We start from the raw sequence: 22,452 nt of genomic DNA, 5'->3' as shown, positions 1-22,452 counted from the left end.
ATCGAATGGATTTCTTCATGTGCCTGAATGCTGTACTTAAACGAATGGAACCATCGTAATATCCCCATCATGATAATAAAAAGAAATTCGACTTATCGGATCTTTAATAAATTTGGTGTATCTGCCGATAACTATTTTAGAGCCACCGTAAATCATCTTATGAATATCGACGCGAGCCCTGCTTGTATCTTCAAGTACCTTCTCAATTTCAAAGATACGTGTTTTCGTTTCCTCGCTAAGACGAAGGGCAGATTTTTGTGTAGCACTTAGTTTGATCCGCATGGACATTTTATCCGGGCTCAGTTGGCCTGCAGCAGCTAACTGATCCAATAATGTCAAAGCTTTTTTCGTCTTATCCAAGGCATCCATCTGCTCCCTGACTTCCTTACGCAAGTCACTCAACTCATTACGGAGCTTAGGCAGTACGCCTACTTCAATGGAAGTCACAGTAGACATGGTGTTGCCAACAACACGTGCCGAGACGTTTTCACCAGCCTGGATCGACCCGCCAACGATAAGTCCTTTAGTGCCTTCACAGATCACCGCATGACCTGCTCGAATCGTGGAATGCATAATACTTTGGGATACCAGGACGTTTTCAGCCGCATCGACGTTACCTTCTTGAATAAACGTACATTTCACGTTATGTCCGGCTTGTATAAGCCCTTTGTTATAACCAATAATACCGCCGGTAATTTCGACAGAGCCACCTGCTTCCAGTTCAGCTCCCTCGACCCCTCCGACGACACGTATATCCCCCGCCGCTTTTACTTTAAATCCGGTAAGCACATTGCCACGAATGACAACCGTACCCACAAAATCGATGTTACCGGTGTTATAATCCACATCGCCATTAATCTCGTATACCGGAAACACATTCAATTTGTTGCCGTCTGTTTTGGTAACCAACCCATCCAGAGCGGCATACATCGCAGATCCATCAGGGTTAACAACAACATTTTTCCCCACTTTGAAGCGTGCTTCTTTCCCTGGTCGAAATGGTATTTCTTCACCTGTTACAGCCCTTCCCACCGTGCCATCCACAGGAGGAATTCGTTCGGCAATGATTTGACCTGTTCGAACATTGTTTAAGCGAGTCACTTCTTTGTAGTCAACTTTTCCATCCTCGGCCTCCAGAGGGCGGCGTTCATTGGAATCGTCCATGCCCACCAGCACTTTAATAAATCCATCCGTTCCCGGTACTGGTTTGATCCCTTCGGCAATCTTGTATCGATCCTTCACATACGTCTCAGGATGATTCACAAAAACAAGCAATGCTTCGCGCAGCACACCATACTTAATACCCTGACTCGCTAAATATTTTTCGAGTTCGTCCGGTGTACAGGCAAAACCTTCATCCTGTTTGGAAAATTCAAGGTAGGCCGTACTTTTATCATCTGATAAAACAATGCTCAAACACTGTTCCAAAACAGTCTGCTGTGTCAATGCATTTCTTCCCCCTTTAGACTTTCCACTCCCCAATATCCAATGTTAAAGCTCTATATTCATATATTAATTAATCTTTGCGCATAAGCAAGTCTTTCTGTTTATCCAGCGTTCCACGTAACCGTAAGATGGCCTTTGAGTGCAGCTGCGAGATACGTGACGGGGAAAGCGACATTACCTCAGCAATTTCACTAAGAGACAGATCTTCATAGTATAAAAGTGAAACTACCGTTCTCTCTTTGACCGTCAATTTTTCTAGCCCTTGCACTAAAGCTTCTTTTAAGTAGAATTCATTTACTTTGTAATCCGGGTTTTTGGCTTTTTCATCGACCATTAATGAAAGTCGAGTCTCGGACTCTTCCTCCCGGATTGGATCTTCCAGAGAGCAAAGCGACATAACTGCCACTTCCTGAAGCATATGTTGAAAGTCTTTCGTAGACACGTCGAGATACTGACTCATTTCTTCATCACTAACGGAGCGTAAATATGTCTGCTCTAGCTGTTGGTAAGCATCTTCGATCCGCTTAGCTTTCTCCCGCACGGAACGAGGAACCCAATCTCCCTGACGTAAACCATCCAGAATGGCACCGCGCACCCGCCAGGATGCATACGTCTCAAATTGAAGACCACGTTCATAGTCAAATTTCTCCAACGCATCAATTAATCCCATCACTCCATTGCTCTCCAGATCATCTTTCGGGACATTTTTGGGCAGACCGACAGCCAAACGCCCGGATACATAGTTTACAATATGAAGGTACTTTTCGATCAAACTTTTCTTGGCTTCAAGGTCACCTTGTTCTTTCCACTTTTCCCACAAGTCAGCGTGGTTCAAATGTGAAGCTTTACGCTCGTTCAATTGCTTTCACCCTCCTTATTTGTCTGTCAGGTGACGAACGGCCTGCGCCAACTCCTCCGGATCCTTGGTCCGGACAAGTTTAGGCGGATCCAAAGGGGCAAATCCCGTTGGAGCTTTCGTCTCAGATGGTGGAAGGTTCTCCCCAGAGGAGGCGTTCTGTCCATGTTTGAGCAAGTCATTCAGCTCTTGTCCATCGTCTTCGAGTTTAATGTCCACCTGTGAACCTCTTAGTTCTTGAGCGCCCGGTGAATCATAACCATACCCATTCCCCTCTGATGAAGGATTCAGCAGCAATCCTAGTCCCCAGCGTAAACCATAAGCAAGGACAAACCAGGCTACAAAGCCGATCAACCCGCGTATTAAACTGGTCATCAACACATTGCTGCTGTATGCTACAAAAAAAGTCAGAATAAATCCGACTATGCCTGCTCCAAGATTAATGCGGTAGTTTCCTATCATGTCTTATAGTTCCTTTACACCCATTTGGACACTTCGAATAGTCAAAAGTCCAGTTTCACAGTCCATTTCAATCGTTCGTCCATAATTCCCACCTGTATCTTCGGCAAGGAGTGGAATTCCAAGCTTTTCTAACCATTCCCGACAAGAATCCGCATTCCTCGGTCCGATACGCATCGTATCCCCTGCTCCCGCGAAGGCAAACATCTGAGACCCTCCAGCCATTTTGGACACAATACGTGAACGAGATGCACCGAGTTGTATCATTCTTTGTAACAATTCCGGCAATGCGGTATCTGCATATTTGGCTTTGTTCAAAGTTCCTTCACGAGCAATCTCTGAAGTGGGGAGCATGACATGCGCCATTCCGGCAAGCTTCAGATGAGGATCATACATTGTTAATCCCACACAAGAGCCCAAGCCAGTCGTACGGATTACGCCGGGAAGATGAGCAATGTTCAAATCCGCCATACCGACTTTAACGACGCTTTTGTCCTCAATCATGATCCAGTGGCACCCCTAGAGATTCAAATATCTTAGCAAATGATGGCGGGTCGGGAATCAGGAAAAATTGCCCCTCTACCTGATCTTCACCTTCAAAGAAAGATGTGTCAATCAATAATGCATCGTCTCCCATTTCACCAAACTGCAACAGACCATAACTCAAAATGGCTCCTGCCATATCAATAGCAAGTCCAGGAACGGTTGGATACATAGATAGTTTTGTGAAATCTGCCAAAGAAGAAAGGTATGAACCCGCCAAAATATTCCCGATTTCGGACAGAGCCGATTGTTCCATCTCCGTGAATGCAAGACCTTCCTTCAGATCAAAACCGGCAAGCCGGTTCAGCAGCATCTTGGCAGCCTCAGGCGTCATCATGAAGAACAGATTGCCTGGTGCTTCGCCTTCAACACGAAGAAATACAGTCACAACAATACGTTCATCTCCGCCCACTTTTTCAGCAACTTCTTCAAAAGGAAGCATCTGTACTGTGGGTACACCCATGTCAATCGGTCTATTGAGAAGCTGAGACAACGCCGTTGCGGCGTTGCCTGCTCCAATGTTACCGACCTCTTTGAGTACATCCATTTGGAAACCCTCAAATCGGTTGAACAGCTCCACGGTGTTAGCCCTCAATACTTTCCAGCTGTACAATCTCGCTTTTATTTAATACTTCGTTCAGGTTAAGCATTATCAACAAGCGCGCATCCTCCAGCTTGGCTACACCGCGCAGGTATCTTGCTTTGACTCCACCAACCACTTCAGGCGGACTATCGATAGCATCTCGTTTGATGTCAATAACATCATTTGCAGAATCAACGATAAAGCCAACTTGCATATCGTCCACACCTACAATGACAATACGAGTTTGATCCGTATATTCTGTTTCCGGCAAAGCGAAGCGACCACGCAGATCAATGACGGGAATAACGACACCACGTAAGTTAATAACTCCTTTTACAAAAGAGAAGGTCTTCGGAACACGGGTGATAGGCATCATACGCTCGATCGTCTGAACCTTGTCTACCTCAATACCATACTCTTCGGAACCTAATTTAAAGACAATGACTTTCAACTCTTCTTCCATGGAAAAAACCTCCCTATTAAATGTAAGACTTATCTTGCGTGCTTATTTAATAAATGCATTAGGGTCAAGAATCAGAGCTACTTGTCCATCTCCCAGAATCGTTGCACCAGAGATCCCTTCTATGGAAGGAAGATAAGTCCCCATCGATTTAAGAACTATCTCACTCTGTCCAATAAATTCTTCAACGGCTACAGCTGCAAGACGTTCACCTTTCCGAATGACTACAATTTCAGTTTCTTGTTCGTCCGCATCATTGAAATCAGGCACTCCGAAAACTTCGCTCAATGACAGGTACGGAATTAGAGACTCTCGGAACGTGATCATTTTATTGCCATGAATGTTGCGAACCTGTTCCCGCTGGACAATAGCTGTCTCCACAATAGAAGACAAAGGAACAGCATATTTCTCGGACCCTAGTCGAACAAGCATCGCAGCGATAATAGACAGGGTCAATGGTAACTGAACAGAGAAGTTAGTCCCTTTACCTGGTGTCGAATGAATGGTTACATTCCCACCAAGGGAAGTGATTTTGGATTTTACAACATCCAAGCCTACTCCACGGCCGGAGATATCCGAGATTTTATCAGCGGTACTGAAGCCTGGTGCAAACAACAGCTGGTTGACTTCATCATCGCTCATCTTGGCACCTTGTTCTTCGGTAACAACACCACGTTTGACCGCTGTTCTCAAAAGATTATCGCGGTAAATGCCTTTACCGTCATCTTCGATTTCGATAAATACATGATTTCCGCTATGGAAGGCCCGAAGATTAACTGTTCCCAATTCCGGTTTACCTGCTGCCACACGCTCTGCGATCGATTCAACCCCATGGTCAACTGCGTTACGCAGCAAATGCACCAGCGGATCGCCAATCTCATCGATTACAGTCCGATCAAGTTCCGTTTCGGCACCCGTAATGACCAGATCGATCTTTTTGTCGAGTGTTTTAGCCAGGTCACGAATCATACGTGGGAAACGGTTGAATACCGTATCTACAGGAACCATCCGCAATTTCAATACAATATTTTGCAAATCTGTACTAACTCTGCTCAGATGAGCTACCGTATCGGATAAATCATTATTACCCGTCTCGCTGGCCAACTGCTCGAGACGCGAACGATCGATTAGTAACTCACTGAACAAGTTCATCAGTACATCCAGACGTTCGATATCCACGCGGATGGTACGTGATGGTGCAGCAGCTTGTTTTGGTGCAACTGTTTTAGTCGCTGCCGGTTTCTTTGGTTCTTCTTTCGATGAAGAATTCGGTTCCTGGGATGCATCTACTGGAGCAGGAACAGGTGCAGCTTCCACTTCAGCTGTTACCGCAGCCTGATTAGTCATCTGCTGAAGCGTCTCTTGATCCAGCTGAATGACCTTGGCACTCTCAATTTCAGAGATGCTCATAATGCCTTTTTCAAGTTCCTGCGCCTCTTTGGTTGTTATGTAATACAACGAAAAACTGCGCTCAAACTTCTCTTGCTCGATATCCTGAACGGTTGGGAACGATTTAACCACTTCACCCGAGCGTTCCAACAGATCGAAGACCATATATGCACGTACGCCCTTCAGCTGGCTCTGCTCGCTGACAAGAACTTCAATATAGAGCACACGGTGACCTTCAGCTATGGACTGGTCCAATACGGAGTACTGGAATTCGTCGAGTTCAACCGCGCTTGATGTTGTTGTACCTGATGATTGATTTACTTCTGCTACCGGAGCAGTACCTCCCGTCCATTCACCACTCTCAATGGCTTGGAGAGAAGCTACGATGGAGGAGACATCCGCTTTACCCTCTCCACCTTGTGTAATATCCTGGACCATTGTTTCCAAAGCATCCAAACTCTTGAATAGAGTATCAAAAATAAAATCCTGCATTTTCAACTTTTCGTTACGTACCAGATCCAGCACATTTTCCATTTTGTGGGTCAATGATGCCAAATCCTCAAAACCCATTGTAGCAGCCATACCCTTCAACGTATGAGCAGAGCGGAATATGACCTGAACAATTCCCAAATCCTCCGGACTGCCTTCGAGTTGAAGCATATTTTCGTTAAGGGACTGCAGATGATCATTAGACTCATCAATAAACATAGATAAATATTGATTCATGTCCATTGTGAGGCACCTCCTCCATGAGTTAACTCCGTTTATTTCACAGCTTGAACAAGTTTTGGCGCAATCTCCTGCAAGGGCAGAAGATGACGCACGCATTGCAGCTCTACAGCAGAACGCGGCATACCATACACAACACAAGTTTCTTCATTCTCTGCAAAGGTTGATGTGACACCCGCTTCATACAATTTTTTCATCATACGAGCGCCATCGCTGCCCATCCCTGTCAGCAAAACCAGATGTCGTTGCAATGATGTGTACGGCAGCAGCGATTCAAACATCGTATCTACTGAAGGCCTGTGTCCATTAACTGGTTCTTCCTCTGTCAGCTTTATGGTGAACCTTCCATCCGCAGTTTTGTTGACTTTGACATGGAAGCCGCCTGGAGCAATATAGGCTGTCCCTTTTCGTAGAACCATGCCTTCCTCAGCTTCAACCACATGCAGTTCACTGAACGTATTCAATCGCTGCGCAAGGGAACGGGTAAAGTTCGGCGGCATATGCTGTACGATAATGACTGGAGCAGGTAAATCACCTGGCAGTTGCTCCAGCAAAGTTTTGAGGGCTCTAGGTCCCCCAGTTGAACAACCAATTGCCACAAGTTTGTTAACTGATCCTTCCGGTCCTCCTGCTCCCTTATGAGACGGGATAACCTTTGCAACATCTTTGGATGGTTCAGTTGAAGCTGCCGCTGTCTCCTGTTCTGCCAATCGAGATATATTGGACAAACGGTTTTCCTTGGGAGGCTGCGCTGGCTTGTTTGGCTTTGCTAATTTGTCAGTAAAGGCATCTGAAGCCCGATTTGCATCTCGTAAAGGTTGCAGCTTTTTGTCCATACGTTCTGCATTCTGCTTTGTCAGTGGGACAGTAGGTGGCTTCGGTTTTGCTCTTAAAGGTTCAGTTTGTCCGCTGCCAAGTCGTTTTCCTGACTGGGTAGGTTCTATCGTTTTCTTCAATTCACCTTTACGATCTGGTAAAGAAGGATCAACCTGAACTCGCTGGGACTGTTGCAACAGTTTGCTCTGTGCTTCATCCCGTTTCTTCATCGATGCTTCACGATCGGCTTTTCGCTTAATTTCATCCATAGCTGCTCGCATCCGCTCAACCAGCGCTTTACCTACTTGGGCAATGTCCTGATCATGCACAATCGATGGCTTACGAATAAAGTCAAACGCACCCGCCTCGAGAGCCATGATGGTTTCCTTCATGCCTTGTTCATTGATACCCGAGAGCATAATCACCGGAACGAAAGATTGCTTCATGATCGATTTTAATGCGTCCAACCCATTCATTTCAGGCATCTCAACGTCCATTGTGATAACATCGGGCTTCAACTCTATTGCTTTTTGAATAGCTTCCTTACCATTTGATGCTGTTGCCGTAACCTTAAACTCCGAATCTGCTTCAATTAAGTCTGAAACAATTTTACGCATAAAAGCGGAATCATCGACAACCAAAACTTGATACACCGCCATGTTATTTCCACCCCTATTTCCTTTATTCAGAAATCATGTTGTCCGCTTTAGCCACTTTTTCATAAATCCTCTGATTCCTGTCAAGGTTTCGGATCCCGGAGCAGCAGGTGCAGCCAGATAGTAATGTGCGAGTTTCAATATATCCCTGGAAGCTTTTGCATTTGGATATGCCAGACTGTATGGCACTTGCCTTTTAACTGCCTTTACAACTTGGGCATCTTCGGAAATATATCCAAGTAGCGGGATATCGATCTGTAAAAATCTTTTTGCCACTCCAGCTATTTTATCCGCCACCCGTTCCGCCTCTTGCTGGTCTTCAACCCGGTTAACGATCATCCGAAAGGGTGTGGCATTTTCCTGGCCATGCATAACTTTAACTAAAGCATAAGCATCGGTTATTGAAGTCGGTTCAGGTGTGGTGATGATCAGACATTCATCAGCTGCACCGATAAATTTCATATTTTCTCTGGAAAGTCCTGCCCCTGTATCAAAAATGACATAATCCATTTCCTGTGCAATCTCTTCAACTTGTCCAGCAAAAAACTCCAGATCTCGATCTGACAATGAGAACAATTCTTTCATCCCCGAACCTCCGGCGATATAAGGCAACCCGCTTGCACCTAGCTGTATGATTTCCTGTATGGATTTCTGTCGGTATAACAGATGGTACAGATTATAAGGAGAAGAGGTTCCCATCAGGACATCAATATTAGCCATCCCTATATCTGCATCAAACACCAATACCTTTTGCCCCATCGCCTGTAAGCTCAATGCAAAGTTAAGTGTAAAGTTGGATTTACCAACCCCTCCCTTTCCACTGGCAACGGTTATGATTTTGGAGGAGCGTGAATCACGTCCCCTCCCCTCCTCTCCGTTAGGCATGGCGACCATACTTCTGAGTGAGGCTGCCTGGTCCTTCATTGTACAAGCTCTCCTAACAATTGTTTGGTCAGAGAATCCGCATCAGGCTTGAGCAGGTCATCCGGCACATTTTGTCCGTTAGCCACATAAGCAAGTTTGAGCGGAAAACGGTGAAGCAGGTTAAACATTGGACCGCAGCTTCCGGTCTCATCCATCTTGGTAAAAATAACCTTATCCAGCCCATATTTGCTGAAATGCTCCGTAATTTGAACCATATCAGCACTTTTGGAAGTCATGCTCAAAACCAAAAAGGTTTCACTATTTTCCAAAGGCGCGAGTAAACTTTGCAGTTCTGAAACAAGCAACTCATTTCTGTAGTTTCTTCCGGCTGTATCCATGAAGATCAGATCACATTCCTCAAGACGGGAGATCGCACGTTGTGTATCACCCGGGGATTGTACGACCTCTAGCGGAACATTTAAGATGGATGCGTATGTTCTAAGTTGTTCTACTGCTGAGATCCGATAGGTATCCGATGTAATGAACCCTACCTTTCGCTGTTTGTTGAACATCTGTTCAGCCGCCAGCTTGGCAATGGTCGTTGTTTTACCAACACCCGTTGGCCCAGCTACATACACAATGCGTGTGGTTGGCAAAATACCCACGTCGATACGTTTCTCCAAAAAATGCGATATTTCCAATTGAACTGCTTGAACAGCTTCTACTTCATTTAATCCTTTTTCAGAGAGCTTCGTCTGAACAAGCTCAAACCAAGATTCCCATACTTCTGGCCAAATGTCTTGCTCCATCAACCTTTCTCGAAGAGCATGAAGCTCCTCTGGTAAAAGGTCTGCCGAAGCTCCTTGTTTAGACAACTTGGTCATCATCAGTTTGAGCTCCTGCAATTCAGACATCAGTTGGTCCTGCTGTGGATCGATCGCCTTCTCCTTCTGCCCACTCGCAGATGTTAAACCCGAAAAATCCGCCCCTTGCGGTCGCGGTTTATGCTCGATACTCAAAGAAGCTCTGCCGTTGCCCATGTCTGAACCGAGTTTACTCGATTCAGACACAGCTGTGGCATCCGTCGCTTTCTCTTGCACATTTTTTTCAGCGATACTTGCAGCCGATTCTTCAGAAGCAACGACAAACGAACGAGCCGTTTGCCGATATGCTTCAGGTACAAATGCGCGAGGTACGGGTGAAAATTGGTTTTGTAATTGATTTGTAGCCTGTTTTTTTTCTTCCTTATCTACAGCTGCTACAACTTCGATCCTTTTTTTTCGGAACATTCCCAGCACACCGCCCACCTTGATTTCCTTGGTGGACAGAATGACGGCATCACTTCCCAGGTCTTTACGAATTTGAAGCATAGCTTCGGGCATGGTTTCAACGACGTATTGTTTTACTCTCATATGTTCACCACCCCGACACTTTGGATTTCAACATTCGGTTCCAACTCACTATAGGAAAGCACTGGTATGTCCTGCATGGTGCGCTCAATCACCTGACGAAGATACATACGAATGGTTGGAGAAGTTAATACAACTGGCTGCTGGCCCGACTGGATCAATCGATTAACTTGTTCAGTCAACTTTTGATATACACTTTGTGTTGAAGCCGGATCCAATGCAAGGTAACTGCCTTGATCGGATTGCTGCACACTCTCTGCAATTTTCTTCTCCAGACCAGGTCCAACAGTGATTACTCTAAGCGTTTCACCTTTTTGAGAGAATTGCTGGGTAATCTGACGAGAGAGCGATTGTCTCACGTATTCCGTCAGTACATCCGGGTCTTTGGTATACGTTCCGTAGTCCGCGAGTGTCTCAAAGATTGTAACCATATCACGAATGGAGACTTTCTCACGCAACAACTTGGCGAGCACTTTCTGTACATCTCCGATAGACAGGACGGATGGGATGAGCTCATCCACCAGCGCAGCATAATTCTCTCTGAGATTATCCACAAGTGCTTTGGTTTCTTGTCTGCCAAGTAACTCATGCGCATGCTTCTTAATCAATTCAGTCAGATGTGTGGCTACAACTGAGGGAGGATCTACCACTGTATATCCTGCAAGTTCAGCTCTGTCTTTGGTTACTTCATCTATCCATAACGCTGGAAGACCAAAGGCCGGCTCTGTCGTTTCGATTCCTGTAACCGATTCCTCTTCATACCCCGGACTCATAGCCAGATAATGATTCAACAACAGTTCTCCGCCGCCAACAACATTACCCTTGATTTTGATGACATATTCATTCGGTCTTAATTGGATATTATCCCGAATCCGGATAACGGGAACGACTAACCCCAGTTCAAGAGCACACTGCCTACGAATCATAATGATCCGATCCAATAAGTCCCCACCCTGTTGATTGTCAGCCAGAGGAATCAAACCGTAACCAAATTCAAACTCGATAGGGTCCACCTGAAGAAGGTTGATTACACTCTCCGGACTTCTAACTTCTTCGATCTGCTGCTCCTCTTCCATTTGCTCCTCTGCCTCTTGCTTCTGATTCAGATTGTTCTGCATCCTCCATCCGGCAAAAGCCAGCAACCCTGCAAGCGGCAACGTTGTAATAATGTGGATCGGCGTGAAAAAGCCGAGCATAGCTATTACAAAAGATACAATATAAAGGAGCATCGGGTATGTAAACAATTGCCCCGTAATGTCATCGGCCAAATTCCCTTCCGATGATGCTCTTGTTACAATAAGACCTGCTGCTGTAGATATCAGGAGTGCAGGAATCTGGCTAACCAGCCCATCCCCGATCGTCAATACGGAATAGGTGGATAGCGCATCGGCAAAAGCGAGACCATGTACCGTCATCCCGATGATAAAACCACCAATAAGATTGATCAGGAGAATAATGATACTTGCAATAGCGTCCCCTTTTACAAATTTACTGGCTCCATCCATGGCTCCGTAAAAATCAGCTTCGCGTTCAATTTTGGAACGGCGTTCACGTGCTTGCTGCTCGTTGATCAGGCCTGCATTCAAATCTGCGTCGATACTCATCTGTTTACCAGGCATCGCATCGAGGGTGAATCGTGCTGCAACTTCAGCTACACGCTCCGATCCCTTCGTAATAACGATAAACTGAACAACGACGAGAATCAGAAACACGATAAATCCGATGGCTATCTGTCCGCCAGCGATCCAGCTACCAAAGGTAGCGACTACCGATCCTGCGTTTCCTTGACCCAAAATCAGTTTTGTTGTTGATATGTTGAGTGCTAATCGAAACAACGTCGTAATCAGCAGCAATGCAGGAAAGATGGAAAATTGCAGTGCTTCTTTGCTGTTCATTGCAACAAGCAGTATCATCAGTGCAAGTGAGATATTGATGACAAGCAACATGTCCAACAACCAGGTTGGGATCGGGAGAATCATCATCAACACGATGCCGATGATACCCGCAAGGACAGCTATATCTTTTATTTTCAATGGATGTACGGCCTCCGATCCCCTGTTATTTCGTTCTGCCCTTTAATTTATATACATAAGCCAGCACTTCGGCTACCGCTTGAAACAAATCAGCCGGTATGGCGTCACCAATCTCGGCTCTCTGGAACAATGCCCGTGCCAGCGGCTTGTTTTCCATGGTAATGACACCGTGCTCTTTGGCAATTTCCTTAATACGTAAGGCGACGTAATCCTGACCTTTGGCTATAATCTGGGGCGCTTCCATCTCCGAGCCCTCATACTTAAGCGCAACGGCAAAGTGAGTTGGGTTGGTGATAATCACGTCCGCTTTGGGAACTTCCTGCATCATACGCTGAACAGCCATACGACGCTGACGCTCCCTGATTTTACCCTTGATCAGTGGGTCACCTTCCATTTTTTTGTATTCGTCCTTGATGTCTTGCTTGGACATCCGAATGTTCTTTTCGTAATCATACTTCTGGTACATATAATCGAGTACAGCAAGTACTAACAGGGCTACTGCAATCTTGATTCCCAAGCTTAAGGTGATTGAAGCAGCAAAATGCAGAATCGCATCCAATGAAAAGTGAGACAATGAAGCAATATCTGACTGATAACCTGTGATTGTACTGTAAACCAGAAAGCCGATAATCGACATTTTCATAATGGATTTAGCAAACTCCACCAAAGAACGAAGAGAAAAAATGTTCTTGAACCCTTTAATCGGATCCAACTTTTCCAGTTTCGGCTTTAAACCCTCTCCTACAAGCAGGAAACCTACCTGCATGTAATTGACAATTAACGCAACGAGTACCGCACCGAGCAAAACAGGAGCAAGCAATAGCATCACCTCGATGCCATAACGCATCATTAAGGCTACGACATTCTCCCCGGTAATTTCCATACTCATCCGATTAATGAAGATGTCTGTAAACAATCGAACTATACGTTCTTTGTAAAAGTTACTGAACATCATCATGATCAAAAAGGTGAATAGGAGAATGGATGCGCCGGACAGCTCCATACTTTTGACAACCTGTCCTTTTTTTCGCGTATCCTGCCTCTTTTTCGGGGTAGCCTTCTCTGTTTTTTCCCCTGCGAACATCTGGAGGTCGAGTTGATATTTCATTCGAATCTTGTCCTCCGTTTCACTCAGCCTGGCCTTTGTCCAATAGTCCCAAGCAAGTTTTCCATGGCTGTGAACATTACTTCGAACAATTGACTAAACACAAAGCCAAAACTGGGAACCAGCAAAAGCAAAATAGCAAGTCCAACGAGTACCTTAAGCGGCATTCCGACAGCAAATACATTAAATTGTGGAGCCGTCTTGGCCAAGAATCCCAGCCCTACATCTGTCAAAAACAGAGCTACTACAATTGGCGCAGACATCTGAAAAGCCAGCATAAATGATTGGCCTAATGTACTCACCAAAAATTCAGCAATACTTCCATCTGCCAATCGTAGAAAGAATACATTCGACAACGGAATCCAGCGATAACTGTAAACAATGGCATCGAGCAGATAATGATGTCCGTTCATTGTCAGAAAGAGCAATACCGCAAAAGCATATTTGAAGTTACCTGTAAGCGGAGCAGATGCACCTGTCATTGGATCATATACGTTGGCCATACCAAAACCGATCTGAAGATCGATAAAGGTTCCTGCTGTCTGTACAGCCGTCATTAACAGATATGCAACAAAGCCTAGGAGCAAACCAATCAATATCTCTCGGATAACCAGCAGGATATAACTCAGATCTGTAGGGACAACCTGATCTATGCCGTATACCATATACACAGTAAAGGTTACAAATGCCGATAAACCAATTTTAAGAGAATTCGGCACATTCCGAGCCGAGAAGACTGGCGCAGTTACAAAAAATGATGCTATTCGACAAAACATAAGCAGAGCGACAGGAAAACTTTGCAACAATGTCTCCATCTGCAACAGCCTACCCTATGTATCTGTATAAATTATCGAGAATGTTATACGTGAAATCGACCAGTATATTCAATATCCAAGGACCAAACAAAAGTACTGCCAGAAGTACAGCAATGATTTTAGGCACAAAGGCCAGGGTTTGCTCCTGAATTTGAGTGGTTGCCTGAAACACACTGATAATGAGTCCTACAACCAGAGCTAGAATAAGCATAGGTGCGCTGGCCAGCAGTGAAGTATAAACTGCTTTCCCGGCCAGACCGATAATAAACTCCGAAGTCATGACCGTCCTCCTTTAATATGCCGGCTCAAGTGTTAAAACTCAGCAACAGTGACTTCACGACCAGATACCAGCCATCGACAAGTACAAATAACAGTATTTTAAAAGGTAATGAGATCATTACAGGTGGAAGCATCATCATACCCATAGCCATGAGTGTACTCGCAACTACAATGTCTATAACCAAGAAGGGAATAAAGATCATGAATCCCATCTGGAATGCTGTCTTCAACTCACTGATTGCATATGCCGGTACCATCACAGTAATCGGAATATCCTGGTATGTGCTGGGCTTTTCGGTTTGATTGTACTTCATAAACAGCAATAGGTCTTTCTCCCTAGTGTGGGAGAACATAAACTTCTTCATGGGATCCGCAGCTTTTTCCAACGCTTCGGTTTGTGTGATGTCTCCCTTAAGATAGGGCTGAAGCGCTACCTGATTAATGGATGACAACGTCGGTGACATGATGAAAAGTGTCAGAAAAAGTGCTAAACCGACCAGCACCTGATTGGGTGGCATTTGCTGCGTACCCAAGGATGTCCGCACAAAACCGAGAACGATAACAATCCGTGTAAAACTGGTCATCAGTACCAGCAAGGCTGGTGCGATACTAAGTACCGTGATCAACAGGATAATGGATAGTGAACTCGTGCTTGGTGTGCTCCCATCCCCGTTCCCAATTTGAATATCAATATTCGGAATCGGTTCGGCAAAGGCAGCAGTGACGGAAGCCAGACTGATGAGTCCTATGAAAAAACACGCTAACCAAATCTTTTTCTTCATGAATCCCTCGACCGATCTGTAGTATTGTCTTCTTCCAGGACCTTCTCCATCTTCTCTTTACGGTTAGGCATCTGCCGAAGTTTAGATTCAAACAGTTCGTGAAAAGAGGTTGTATCCTCGAGTTCCATTTCTCGCGGCGGTTCATCTTTGCGCAAGCGGGCAGCCAGCTTTGCAATAAGAGGCGAAAGGCTTCCCTGTTGTGCTGAAGCATCCCGTTCAAATGAATCAATGATTCGCTGAGCCTCTTCAAGATCCGAAACCTTATCCACCAGCTGTATGTCATCACCCACACCGAGTAGGTAAACGCTACCGCCAATTTCTATAATTTGCAGCGACTTGTTTGGTCCCAGTCCGACCCCACCCAAAATACGAATTGTGCCGTTCCGGAACCATCGCTGATTCCGTTTGTTTAGAAAACGAATCAGATAGACTATAAGAACCAGAATGACGGCCAGGACAACAATCACCCATACAAGCTGAAAATAATAATTGACTCCCGTGCCCACATCATCTGGAATCTTATCCTGAGCCATCATCATGTCTCTTAAACGCCCAGCGTTTTGCTGATTGCTTCGATAACCCGGTCAGATTGGAACGGCTTCACGATGAAATCTTTAGCTCCGGCCTGGATTGCATCAATAACCATCGCTTGTTGACCCATCGCAGAGCACATAATTACTTTTGCGTTGGCATCAATTTTTTTGATTTCTTTCAAAGCTGCAATACCATCCATCTCAGGCATGGTAATATCCATTGTGATCAGATCAGGACGAAGCTCCTTAAACTTCTCAATTGCTTGTGATCCATCCTGTGCTTCGCCAACGACCTCGTATCCGTTTTTGGACAAAATGTCCCGGATCATCATTCTCATAAATGCAGCGTCGTCCACGACTAAAATTCGGTTTGCCATCTTGATTCAAGTCCTCCCTAAATTGTGCTTATTGTAATTTCTGAATTCGGTCCCATTGGCTTACGATATCTATAACACGAACACCAAAGTTTTCGTCGATTACGACAACCTCACCTTTGGCAATCAACTTGTTATTCACCAAAATATCGACAGGTTCACCGGCCAGTTTGTCCAGCTCGACAATTGAACCTTGTGACAGTTCTAAAATATCCTTAATTTGCTTCTGGGTCCTTCCTAATTCTACGGTGACTTTAAGGGGAATGTCCATCAATAAATTCAAATTGTTTTCGTCTACCTGGCCGAACGCCCCATTTTGCAAATTGGCGAATTGAACCGGTTGTACGTTTACATTCCTATTCGGCACACCGCCGTAATGCTGCGGTACACCATAAGGTTGCTGCGCAGGCATGCCATAAGGCTGCTGTGGCGGCATTCCTTGAGGCATCCCCATTGGAGCCTGTCCATAGCCATTATAATCCTGAACAGGCGGCTGCTGCGCCTGTGGCGGTATCTGTTGTTGAACCGGAGGTTGCTCAGGGGCAGCCGGTACTGCTGCCGGTGCTGGCTCAGGTGTAGACGCAACTGGTGCGCTAGCAGTAGACTCTTGGGCTCCGCCAATCAACATCTCTACCATTTCTTTTGCAAAATGCACGGGAAGCAGCTGCATGAGATTGGAATCAATCAGATCGCCAATCAACAGCCGGAATGATACTTGGATCAGAGTCTCATCTTCTGGAAGATTGCTGACTCCCTCACCACTTTCCATATTGAGAATATCAATTCCCGGAGGAGAAATATTCACGAAACGGTTAAAGATTGTGGACATGGATGTAGCAGACGAACCCATCATCTGATTCATGGCTTCCTGTACTGCACTGATATGGATTTCATTCAATTCTTCATCAACCGGATTCCCTTCACCGCCAAGCATCAGATCGGCTATGACTTGAGCATCCCGTTTTTTGATGACTAATGAGTTGATTCCTTCAAATCCATCTACATAATTCACATGGACTGCAACGTGAGGCTTAGGAAAGGCTTCATCAAACTGTGTCCGACTGATGATGGACACCTTAGGTGTTGTAATATCTACTTTTAGGCCTAATAGCGTGGACAAAGCTGTCGCCGCACTACCAAATGTAATGTTACCAATCTCCCCCAAGGCATCCTGTTCCAGCTCGGTCAAAAAATCATCAACTGTTTTCTCAGCCGGTTCCGAACTGTTCATCGATTCCGATTGTCTGAGCAAAGCATCGATTTCTTCTTGGGATAAATAATCCTTACTCGTCAAATTCTTCAACTCCTTCGGTGACAATCTTGTCTATTTGCACAGCCACACGATCCTTGATCGTTCCCGGGCTCCCCATATACTTCAGTCTGTCTCCAACTTTAATGGACAGTCCCTCATCAACGGGTTTGTTCAACGTAATGACATCGCCAACCGACAGACCCAAAAATTCAGCAATCGAAATCCTGGATTCTCCCAACTCCGCAACGACGGGCAGTTTAGCTTTGTTCACACGCTCTCTGAGAGCATCATATTCTTCCGGCGCTCTCGTCTTTTTCTCCGAAACAAACCACTGATGAGTCGACAACCGGGACATAATAGGCTCAAGAACGACATGCGGGATACACAAATTGATCATGCCTGTGGTGTCACCGATTTTGGTGCTCAGTGAGATCAAAGCAATGGTCTCATTGGGGGATACAATCTGCATAAATTGCGGATTGGTCTCCAGTGCTTCCATCCTTGGAGAAATATCCAACACCGTCTTCCATGCTTCCTGCAAACTCTCAAACGCACGGCTGAATATTCGCTCCATAATCGTCGTCTCAATTTCCGTCATCGATGCGATCTTGGTCGGTGCATTTCCTGTTCCGCCAAGCAGACGATCCAGCATTGCATAACCCACGTTGGGATGAACCTCCATCACCATCCGTCCCTGTAATGGCTCCGCCTCAAATATGTTCAATATCGTCATCTTTGGAATAGAACGGATAAACTCGTCATAAGGCAGCTGTTCAACCTGAACGACATTGATCTGAACGAACGTCCGCAGTTGGGCTGAAAAATAAGTGGTGAGAAAGCGTGCAAAGTTTTCGTGAATACGGGTCAAGCTTCGAATATGATCTTTGGAAAAACGAACCGCCCGCTTAAAATCGTAGGATCTAATTTTCTTTTGAGTTTCTTCCTTTTTCAATTCCTCCGCATCCATCTCACCAGAGGAAAGGGCAGCTAATAGGGCGTCAATCTCATTTTGTGATAATACATCCACCATGTTCTCACCCCCTTACAGATTTACAGCGTGTCCTGTTCATTACATTGGCGCCATCACAAAAGCAGAAAAACTAGTGCTGGCAAGTTTACCTTCTGGTAAAGCTTCATTAATAAGCTCGGTCAATTTTTTATTAAATTGAATGCGACCTTTCGCTGTAGCCAGCTCATCAGACTTGGTATCCGCAAAAGTCTGGATGATAATAGGCTTCACCGTGATTTCCTTAATTTTCTCAAAATCTTCTTTAGCCTTTTTGTCGGATAATTTGAAAGAAAAACTTACAACTACAACATGGTCTATATCAGCCAAATTGGTTTTAATTTCTCCAAGCTCTGAGGAAACTGCAACAATCTCATCCGCAGTCATCTTCTTCTCTGCCGCGGCTGCCGTATGTGTATCAATCTTATTCCCGTTCTGTCCTTGCATAAATACAAACACAACCACCACAATGAGTGTTATCGCTAGCAAGCTTGTTGCAAGCCAAGGCAACATCTTTTTCATCAGGACTCCTCCGTTTGCTGCACTTTAATAGTGGCTGCCTGAACCCCGATTTCACGGTTGTAATCTTTAATTTTGGAAATAACCTCATCGGCTTTCTCAAGCACAATAAGTCTCTTTCCGGTTACCAGAGTAATATACGTGTCTGGTGTCTCTTCCACAATTTCAACCATCAGCGCATTTAACCACATGGGAGAACCATTTAACCGCGTAACCGAAATCATGCTAAGCCCCCTTGATCAGAGTGGAGGAGCAAGCTCCTCCACGCATTAAAAATTGCTAATCAGCTATTAACGTTTCAGGTTAACAACTTCCTGAAGCACTTCATCGGACGTTGTAATAATCCGTGAGTTCGCCTGGAATCCACGCTGAGCAACGATCATCTCTGTGAATTCACCTGTTAGATCCACGTTGGACATTTCAAGTTGTCCTGCAATAATAGAACCCGTACCATTCTCGGCATCATTTGCTGTTAAAGGATCAAGTGTGCCATCAGGATTGGCATTGGCTGTCATTCGGTAAAGATTACCCCCTATTTTTTCTAGACCTTCAGGGTTGACAACTTTCCCAATACCCAGTTGAGTTTCACTTTCGATTGTTCCGTCAGCCATTGTTTGGTTAATCATACCGTTTTGGCCGATTGTAAAGGAAACGACATCATCAGCAATTGTGATTGGTCCACCTCCACTGTCTAGTACGAAGAGGCCGTCAGATGTAACCAGATTACGATCCGCATCTACGTGAAAATCCCCAGCACGAGTTAGGAATGGAACTTCCTGATCCTCCGACATCGCAACCAGAAAGAAACCATCTCCATTAATACGTAAATCTGTTGGATTGTTTGTTGTCATAGGACTTCCTGCAAGATGCAATGTGTCAATTGATCCTACAGATACACCCAAACCGATTTGCTTCGCATTCACACCACCTGTTGGAGTATCCGTTGGTGCAGTCACCCCTGCAGTGGTCTGGCTCATAATATCTTTGAACATGACACGGCTACCTTTAAAACCAACCGTATTCACGTTCGCAATATTATTACCGATAACATCAAGTTTCGTTTGAAAACCCCGCATCCCGGAAACGCCTGAGTACATTGATTTCAACATTTTTTAAAAATCCTCCCAGCCTTAATTTGGTTACCGCGTCAGTCGGTCAGCGGCATTCCGGCTCCCGAGAAGGGCCAGCCGGTCAAGAAATGATTACAGCACTATCAATCTGGGTGAATACATTATCCTTCATGCTTTCACTATCCATGGCTGTAACAACAGTACGATTTTTGACATTAACGATAAAAGCCATATCTTTCATCAAAATCAAGGATTCCTTGGCTCCTTTGGCAGCAGCCTTATCCAGTGCAGTTCCAATCTGCTGCATCTGCTCAGTCTTAAGTTCAATACCGCGCTGTTCTAGCCTTTTGGCAGCATGATTACTCAATTTAAGGAGGTTGTCTTCCAATACCTGTGCAAAAGGGCGTTCAGGTACATTGGATGCTTCTCCCGCTTTGGAGCGGTTAAGCAAATTGGGTGTAATTGGACCTGAGTACAGTTGGCCTACGGTTATGCGGTCACTCATAACATGTTTCCATTGTCTTCAGGCTGTGCTGATGGTTCTGGTTCCTTGGTTTCGTTCGTTACAGTTGAATCTGCAGCGTCCTGAACTGGAGTTTCATTTTCCTCAGCCTGTGTTGGATTAGTTACCTGAATAATTTCATCTAGCTTGATTTCGTCATTGCCCACTTTGGCGTATTGAACACCATCTCGTACGATAATGGAATCCACAATCCCCTGACGGAGGGTTCCGTTATCCTCTTTATTAGAAGAAAGCCAACTGATCTCGCGGCCAATCATACCCGATACTGTCCCAAGGGACTGATTCAAAGTCTTGAGCTGAGATGAGATATTCACCAGTTGTTCTACCGAACTGAACTGAGCCATCTGAGCGATAAATTCCTTATCTTCCATTGGCTGCATCGGATCCTGATTTTGTAGCTGAGTGATCAATATTTTAAGAAACTGATCCTTGCCTAACTCTTTTGTTGCAGCGCTTGTTGTAGCTTTATTCGCTGCCGAATAGTTAGGCCATGTATTATTGGTAGAAATCGCTTCATTAGCCATCTTTTCACCTCATTTCTGTTTAAGCCTCTGCTGTAAACGTGTCTCTTTGCAGGTCGTTTCCTTCCTCATGCTCACTGCGCCAGTTGCGTAATTCTTCCTGGATTGTTGCTGTAGTTACAGCATCATCCGATTGTTCTTCACGTTCACGTGAGCGACGTTGTTGCTGAGAATTGCTCCCTGGCTGGCGTCCACCATCCTGGTACATTTGTGACCCCAGAGAACTGTTCTGAGTAACCTCAAGTCGTTCCACTTGAATGCCTTGAGCTTGAAGCGAGCTACGCAGTTGCATCATTTGCTGTTCCAGCATGTCTTTCGCCATCGTATGCTCAGTCATAAACCGTGCAACCAATTGCCCGTTTTGCAAAGTAATTTGCACATCCAGCTTACCCAGATGCTCCGGACGTAGTGAGATAGTTGCCTCCGAAAATCCCTTTTGCTGCACGATATCCAGCTTGTTCACCACAAACTGTGTCATCTCTTTTGCAAACTGAGATGCTTGCATGACAGGTTCGGCTGGTTTACCTGCTGATGTCCCGGATGAACGTAAGGACAACTCTCCTGCCGTAATGATACTTGAATGGTCCACTTCTAGAGCTTCATTTGCAATAGGTGTTGAGTCCGTTTCCGCTGTAACTTTAATTCCAGTATTTGAAGCGGCCGCAACAAGAACTTGTGATGCCACTGAGTCTTGCTTGGACGTTTGATTTGTTGGAGCCACTTGCACAGCCTGATCCTTAGCCACCGCTAATGTATCCAGAATGGATTTAAGTTCAGTCCACCCTTTGTTAAGACTGGTGTCAACGCCAGCATCCTGCAGCTGACTTTGAAGAGATTGAAGCAGATGCTTGAATTCTGGAGCATTCTTGACAACTGTACTATCCGGCTCATTCATACCCGCAATTAACTGTGTGAGCACATCCTGCAATACAAAGCGCACTGCTGCTGGATGTTCCGCCAGATCAATTGCTGATGCTGCATTTCCCGCTTCACTTGTAGGCTCATTAGAACCATCAGCTTGAATACCAGCATTATTATCTAATTGAGCGTACATCTGCTGAATCAGACTTTGTAAATCCCCTAGTAGTGACGGATCATTTTCCAAAGCTTCATCTAGTGAATCCAAATCTGCGAATAACGAACTCAAGATATCAGTGATCGATGTTTGTTCCCCGTCTTCACTAGCTGCAAAGGTAAACATCAGCGGATTCGCTGTTAAGCTCGCTGCTGCAGCCGAACTGTTCTCAGCCGTTGCATCACCACTCAATGATTGGGCAAGAGTTTGCAAAAAATCACCAGCTCCAGCAGTTGCACCTTTGGATCCAGTTCCAGCTGTCTGTGCTGCTCCTGTTGTCTTGGCAGATGATGTGGATGCCATTTGATATACAATCGACATTTATTTTCACCTCCTCTCCGTAGTAAACAGAAGT

Annotated in this window: 25 protein-coding genes; all 25 read right to left on the bottom strand. The window is 45.2% G+C overall.

All coding sequences use genetic code 11. The features are described 5' to 3' along the window. Positions 1–36 precede the first annotated feature (36 nt). Complete coding sequence (locus BMY78_RS07180) at positions 37–1,446, bottom strand: DUF342 domain-containing protein (protein WP_090896002.1); 1,410 nt, start codon at positions 1,444–1,446, stop codon at positions 37–39. Between the two features lie 70 nt (positions 1,447–1,516). Beyond that, positions 1,517–2,305: a FliA/WhiG family RNA polymerase sigma factor gene (locus tag BMY78_RS07175; protein WP_072732409.1), complete on the bottom strand. Its 789-nt coding sequence runs from the start codon at positions 2,303–2,305 to the stop codon at positions 1,517–1,519. A gap of 15 nt (positions 2,306–2,320) precedes the next feature. Then, the gene (locus BMY78_RS07170) at positions 2,321–2,764 is read right to left on the bottom strand and encodes a hypothetical protein (protein ID WP_064639054.1); all 444 of its coding nucleotides are present in this window, start codon (positions 2,762–2,764) and stop codon (positions 2,321–2,323) included. A gap of 3 nt (positions 2,765–2,767) precedes the next feature. Continuing rightward, a complete protein-coding gene (locus tag BMY78_RS07165; RefSeq protein WP_063566391.1) occupies positions 2,768–3,265 on the bottom strand; it encodes a chemotaxis protein CheD in 498 nt (165 codons plus the stop codon). Continuing rightward, positions 3,258–3,851: a chemotaxis protein CheC gene (locus BMY78_RS07160; protein ID WP_090902137.1), complete on the bottom strand. Its 594-nt coding sequence runs from the start codon at positions 3,849–3,851 to the stop codon at positions 3,258–3,260. The genes BMY78_RS07165 and BMY78_RS07160 overlap by 8 nt, the downstream gene beginning before the upstream one ends. 37 nt (positions 3,852–3,888) lie before the next feature. Then, complete coding sequence (locus tag BMY78_RS07155) at positions 3,889–4,350, bottom strand: chemotaxis protein CheW (protein WP_090896000.1); 462 nt, start codon at positions 4,348–4,350, stop codon at positions 3,889–3,891. A gap of 42 nt (positions 4,351–4,392) precedes the next feature. Then, positions 4,393–6,468, bottom strand: coding sequence for a chemotaxis protein CheA (locus tag BMY78_RS07150; protein WP_090895998.1), 2,076 nt, complete (start codon positions 6,466–6,468; stop codon positions 4,393–4,395). A 32-nt stretch (positions 6,469–6,500) separates the two neighbouring features. Then, positions 6,501–7,940, bottom strand: coding sequence for a protein-glutamate methylesterase/protein-glutamine glutaminase (locus tag BMY78_RS07145; protein ID WP_090895997.1), 1,440 nt, complete (start codon positions 7,938–7,940; stop codon positions 6,501–6,503). Positions 7,941–7,973: 33 nt separating this feature from the next. Then, positions 7,974–8,861 carry a MinD/ParA family protein gene (locus tag BMY78_RS07140; protein ID WP_090895995.1) on the bottom strand — a complete coding sequence of 296 codons (888 nt, stop codon included), beginning with the start codon at positions 8,859–8,861 and terminating at the stop codon, positions 7,974–7,976. Next, positions 8,858–10,213, bottom strand: a complete 1,356-nt coding sequence (gene flhF, locus BMY78_RS07135) for a flagellar biosynthesis GTPase FlhF (protein ID WP_090895993.1) — start codon at positions 10,211–10,213, stop codon at positions 8,858–8,860. The genes BMY78_RS07140 and flhF overlap by 4 nt, the downstream gene beginning before the upstream one ends. Then, the gene (gene flhA, locus BMY78_RS07130; protein ID WP_090895991.1) at positions 10,210–12,243 is read right to left on the bottom strand and encodes a flagellar biosynthesis protein FlhA; all 2,034 of its coding nucleotides are present in this window, start codon (positions 12,241–12,243) and stop codon (positions 10,210–10,212) included. The genes flhF and flhA overlap by 4 nt, the downstream gene beginning before the upstream one ends. Before the next feature lie 25 nt (positions 12,244–12,268). Next, the gene (gene flhB, locus BMY78_RS07125; protein ID WP_177185672.1) at positions 12,269–13,351 is read right to left on the bottom strand and encodes a flagellar biosynthesis protein FlhB; all 1,083 of its coding nucleotides are present in this window, start codon (positions 13,349–13,351) and stop codon (positions 12,269–12,271) included. 23 nt (positions 13,352–13,374) lie between these two features. Then, positions 13,375–14,163, bottom strand: coding sequence for a flagellar biosynthetic protein FliR (fliR, locus tag BMY78_RS07120; RefSeq protein WP_090895987.1), 789 nt, complete (start codon positions 14,161–14,163; stop codon positions 13,375–13,377). Between the two features lie 10 nt (positions 14,164–14,173). Then, on the bottom strand, positions 14,174–14,443 hold the full coding sequence (gene fliQ, locus BMY78_RS07115) for a flagellar biosynthesis protein FliQ (protein WP_024630226.1): 270 nt from the start codon (positions 14,441–14,443) through the stop codon (positions 14,174–14,176). A gap of 25 nt (positions 14,444–14,468) precedes the next feature. Further along, positions 14,469–15,224 (bottom strand): flagellar type III secretion system pore protein FliP, encoded by a 756-nt coding sequence (fliP, locus tag BMY78_RS07110; RefSeq protein ID WP_079694684.1) that lies wholly within the window; start codon positions 15,222–15,224, stop codon positions 14,469–14,471. Then, positions 15,221–15,760 carry a flagellar biosynthetic protein FliO gene (locus BMY78_RS07105; protein WP_371121409.1) on the bottom strand — a complete coding sequence of 180 codons (540 nt, stop codon included), beginning with the start codon at positions 15,758–15,760 and terminating at the stop codon, positions 15,221–15,223. The genes fliP and BMY78_RS07105 overlap by 4 nt, the downstream gene beginning before the upstream one ends. Before the next feature lie 8 nt (positions 15,761–15,768). Further along, complete coding sequence (locus BMY78_RS07100; RefSeq protein WP_017689175.1) at positions 15,769–16,134, bottom strand: response regulator; 366 nt, start codon at positions 16,132–16,134, stop codon at positions 15,769–15,771. 28 nt (positions 16,135–16,162) lie between these two features. After that, a complete protein-coding gene (gene fliY / locus BMY78_RS07095) occupies positions 16,163–17,425 on the bottom strand; it encodes a flagellar motor switch phosphatase FliY (protein WP_090895986.1) in 1,263 nt (420 codons plus the stop codon). Further along, complete coding sequence (fliM, locus tag BMY78_RS07090; protein WP_090895983.1) at positions 17,415–18,413, bottom strand: flagellar motor switch protein FliM; 999 nt, start codon at positions 18,411–18,413, stop codon at positions 17,415–17,417. The genes fliY and fliM overlap by 11 nt, the downstream gene beginning before the upstream one ends. A gap of 39 nt (positions 18,414–18,452) precedes the next feature. Continuing rightward, positions 18,453–18,911, bottom strand: a complete 459-nt coding sequence (locus BMY78_RS07085; RefSeq protein WP_090895979.1) for a flagellar basal body-associated FliL family protein — start codon at positions 18,909–18,911, stop codon at positions 18,453–18,455. Continuing rightward, a complete protein-coding gene (locus BMY78_RS07080) occupies positions 18,911–19,132 on the bottom strand; it encodes a flagellar FlbD family protein (RefSeq protein ID WP_024630220.1) in 222 nt (73 codons plus the stop codon). Before BMY78_RS07080 ends, BMY78_RS07085 begins: the two co-directional genes overlap by 1 nt. Before the next feature lie 66 nt (positions 19,133–19,198). Beyond that, entirely contained in the window at positions 19,199–20,017 is an 819-nt protein-coding gene (flgG, locus tag BMY78_RS07075) for a flagellar basal body rod protein FlgG (protein WP_090895977.1), read from the bottom strand. Between the two features lie 82 nt (positions 20,018–20,099). Then, positions 20,100–20,483, bottom strand: coding sequence for a TIGR02530 family flagellar biosynthesis protein (locus tag BMY78_RS07070; protein WP_090895975.1), 384 nt, complete (start codon positions 20,481–20,483; stop codon positions 20,100–20,102). Then, positions 20,480–21,025 carry a flagellar hook capping FlgD N-terminal domain-containing protein gene (locus BMY78_RS07065; RefSeq protein WP_090895972.1) on the bottom strand — a complete coding sequence of 182 codons (546 nt, stop codon included), beginning with the start codon at positions 21,023–21,025 and terminating at the stop codon, positions 20,480–20,482. The genes BMY78_RS07070 and BMY78_RS07065 overlap by 4 nt, the downstream gene beginning before the upstream one ends. A gap of 19 nt (positions 21,026–21,044) precedes the next feature. Next, positions 21,045–22,418: a flagellar hook-length control protein FliK gene (locus BMY78_RS07060; RefSeq protein WP_090895969.1), complete on the bottom strand. Its 1,374-nt coding sequence runs from the start codon at positions 22,416–22,418 to the stop codon at positions 21,045–21,047. Between the last annotated feature and the right edge of the window lie 34 nt (positions 22,419–22,452).

It is taken from the genome of Paenibacillus sp. OK076 (assembly GCF_900110055.1).
Taxonomy (GTDB): Bacteria; Bacillota; Bacilli; order Paenibacillales; family Paenibacillaceae; genus Paenibacillus.
The sequence above is the reverse complement of the archived record's forward strand: the minus strand, read 5'-3'. Positions and strand labels throughout refer to the sequence as shown.

Coding starts and splice junctions, on each gene's coding strand:
- BMY78_RS07065 (WP_090895972.1), bottom strand. CDS start 21,025: ATGGCTAATGAAGCGATTTCTACCAATAATACATGGCCTAACTATTCG.
- BMY78_RS07155 (WP_090896000.1), bottom strand. CDS start 4,350: ATGGAAGAAGAGTTGAAAGTCATTGTCTTTAAATTAGGTTCCGAAGAG.
- flgG (WP_090895977.1), bottom strand. CDS start 20,017: ATGTTGAAATCAATGTACTCAGGCGTTTCCGGGATGCGGGGTTTTCAA.
- BMY78_RS07145 (WP_090895997.1), bottom strand. CDS start 7,940: ATGGCGGTGTATCAAGTTTTGGTTGTCGATGATTCCGCTTTTATGCGT.
- BMY78_RS07060 (WP_090895969.1), bottom strand. CDS start 22,418: ATGTCGATTGTATATCAAATGGCATCCACATCATCTGCCAAGACAACA.
- BMY78_RS07170 (WP_064639054.1), bottom strand. CDS start 2,764: ATGATAGGAAACTACCGCATTAATCTTGGAGCAGGCATAGTCGGATTT.
- fliQ (WP_024630226.1), bottom strand. CDS start 14,443: ATGACTTCGGAGTTTATTATCGGTCTGGCCGGGAAAGCAGTTTATACT.
- BMY78_RS07140 (WP_090895995.1), bottom strand. CDS start 8,861: ATGAAGGACCAGGCAGCCTCACTCAGAAGTATGGTCGCCATGCCTAAC.
- fliM (WP_090895983.1), bottom strand. CDS start 18,413: ATGGTGGATGTATTATCACAAAATGAGATTGACGCCCTATTAGCTGCC.
- BMY78_RS07070 (WP_090895975.1), bottom strand. CDS start 20,483: ATGAGTGACCGCATAACCGTAGGCCAACTGTACTCAGGTCCAATTACA.
- BMY78_RS07085 (WP_090895979.1), bottom strand. CDS start 18,911: ATGAAAAAGATGTTGCCTTGGCTTGCAACAAGCTTGCTAGCGATAACA.
- fliP (WP_079694684.1), bottom strand. CDS start 15,224: ATGAAGAAAAAGATTTGGTTAGCGTGTTTTTTCATAGGACTCATCAGT.
- flhB (WP_177185672.1), bottom strand. CDS start 13,351: ATGAAATATCAACTCGACCTCCAGATGTTCGCAGGGGAAAAAACAGAG.
- flhF (WP_090895993.1), bottom strand. CDS start 10,213: ATGAGAGTAAAACAATACGTCGTTGAAACCATGCCCGAAGCTATGCTT.
- BMY78_RS07100 (WP_017689175.1), bottom strand. CDS start 16,134: ATGGCAAACCGAATTTTAGTCGTGGACGACGCTGCATTTATGAGAATG.
- BMY78_RS07150 (WP_090895998.1), bottom strand. CDS start 6,468: ATGGACATGAATCAATATTTATCTATGTTTATTGATGAGTCTAATGAT.
- BMY78_RS07080 (WP_024630220.1), bottom strand. CDS start 19,132: ATGATTTCGGTTACGCGGTTAAATGGTTCTCCCATGTGGTTAAATGCG.
- BMY78_RS07105 (WP_371121409.1), bottom strand. CDS start 15,760: ATGATGGCTCAGGATAAGATTCCAGATGATGTGGGCACGGGAGTCAAT.
- fliR (WP_090895987.1), bottom strand. CDS start 14,163: ATGGAGACATTGTTGCAAAGTTTTCCTGTCGCTCTGCTTATGTTTTGT.
- BMY78_RS07160 (WP_090902137.1), bottom strand. CDS start 3,851: ATGGATGTACTCAAAGAGGTCGGTAACATTGGAGCAGGCAACGCCGCA.
- BMY78_RS07165 (WP_063566391.1), bottom strand. CDS start 3,265: ATGATTGAGGACAAAAGCGTCGTTAAAGTCGGTATGGCGGATTTGAAC.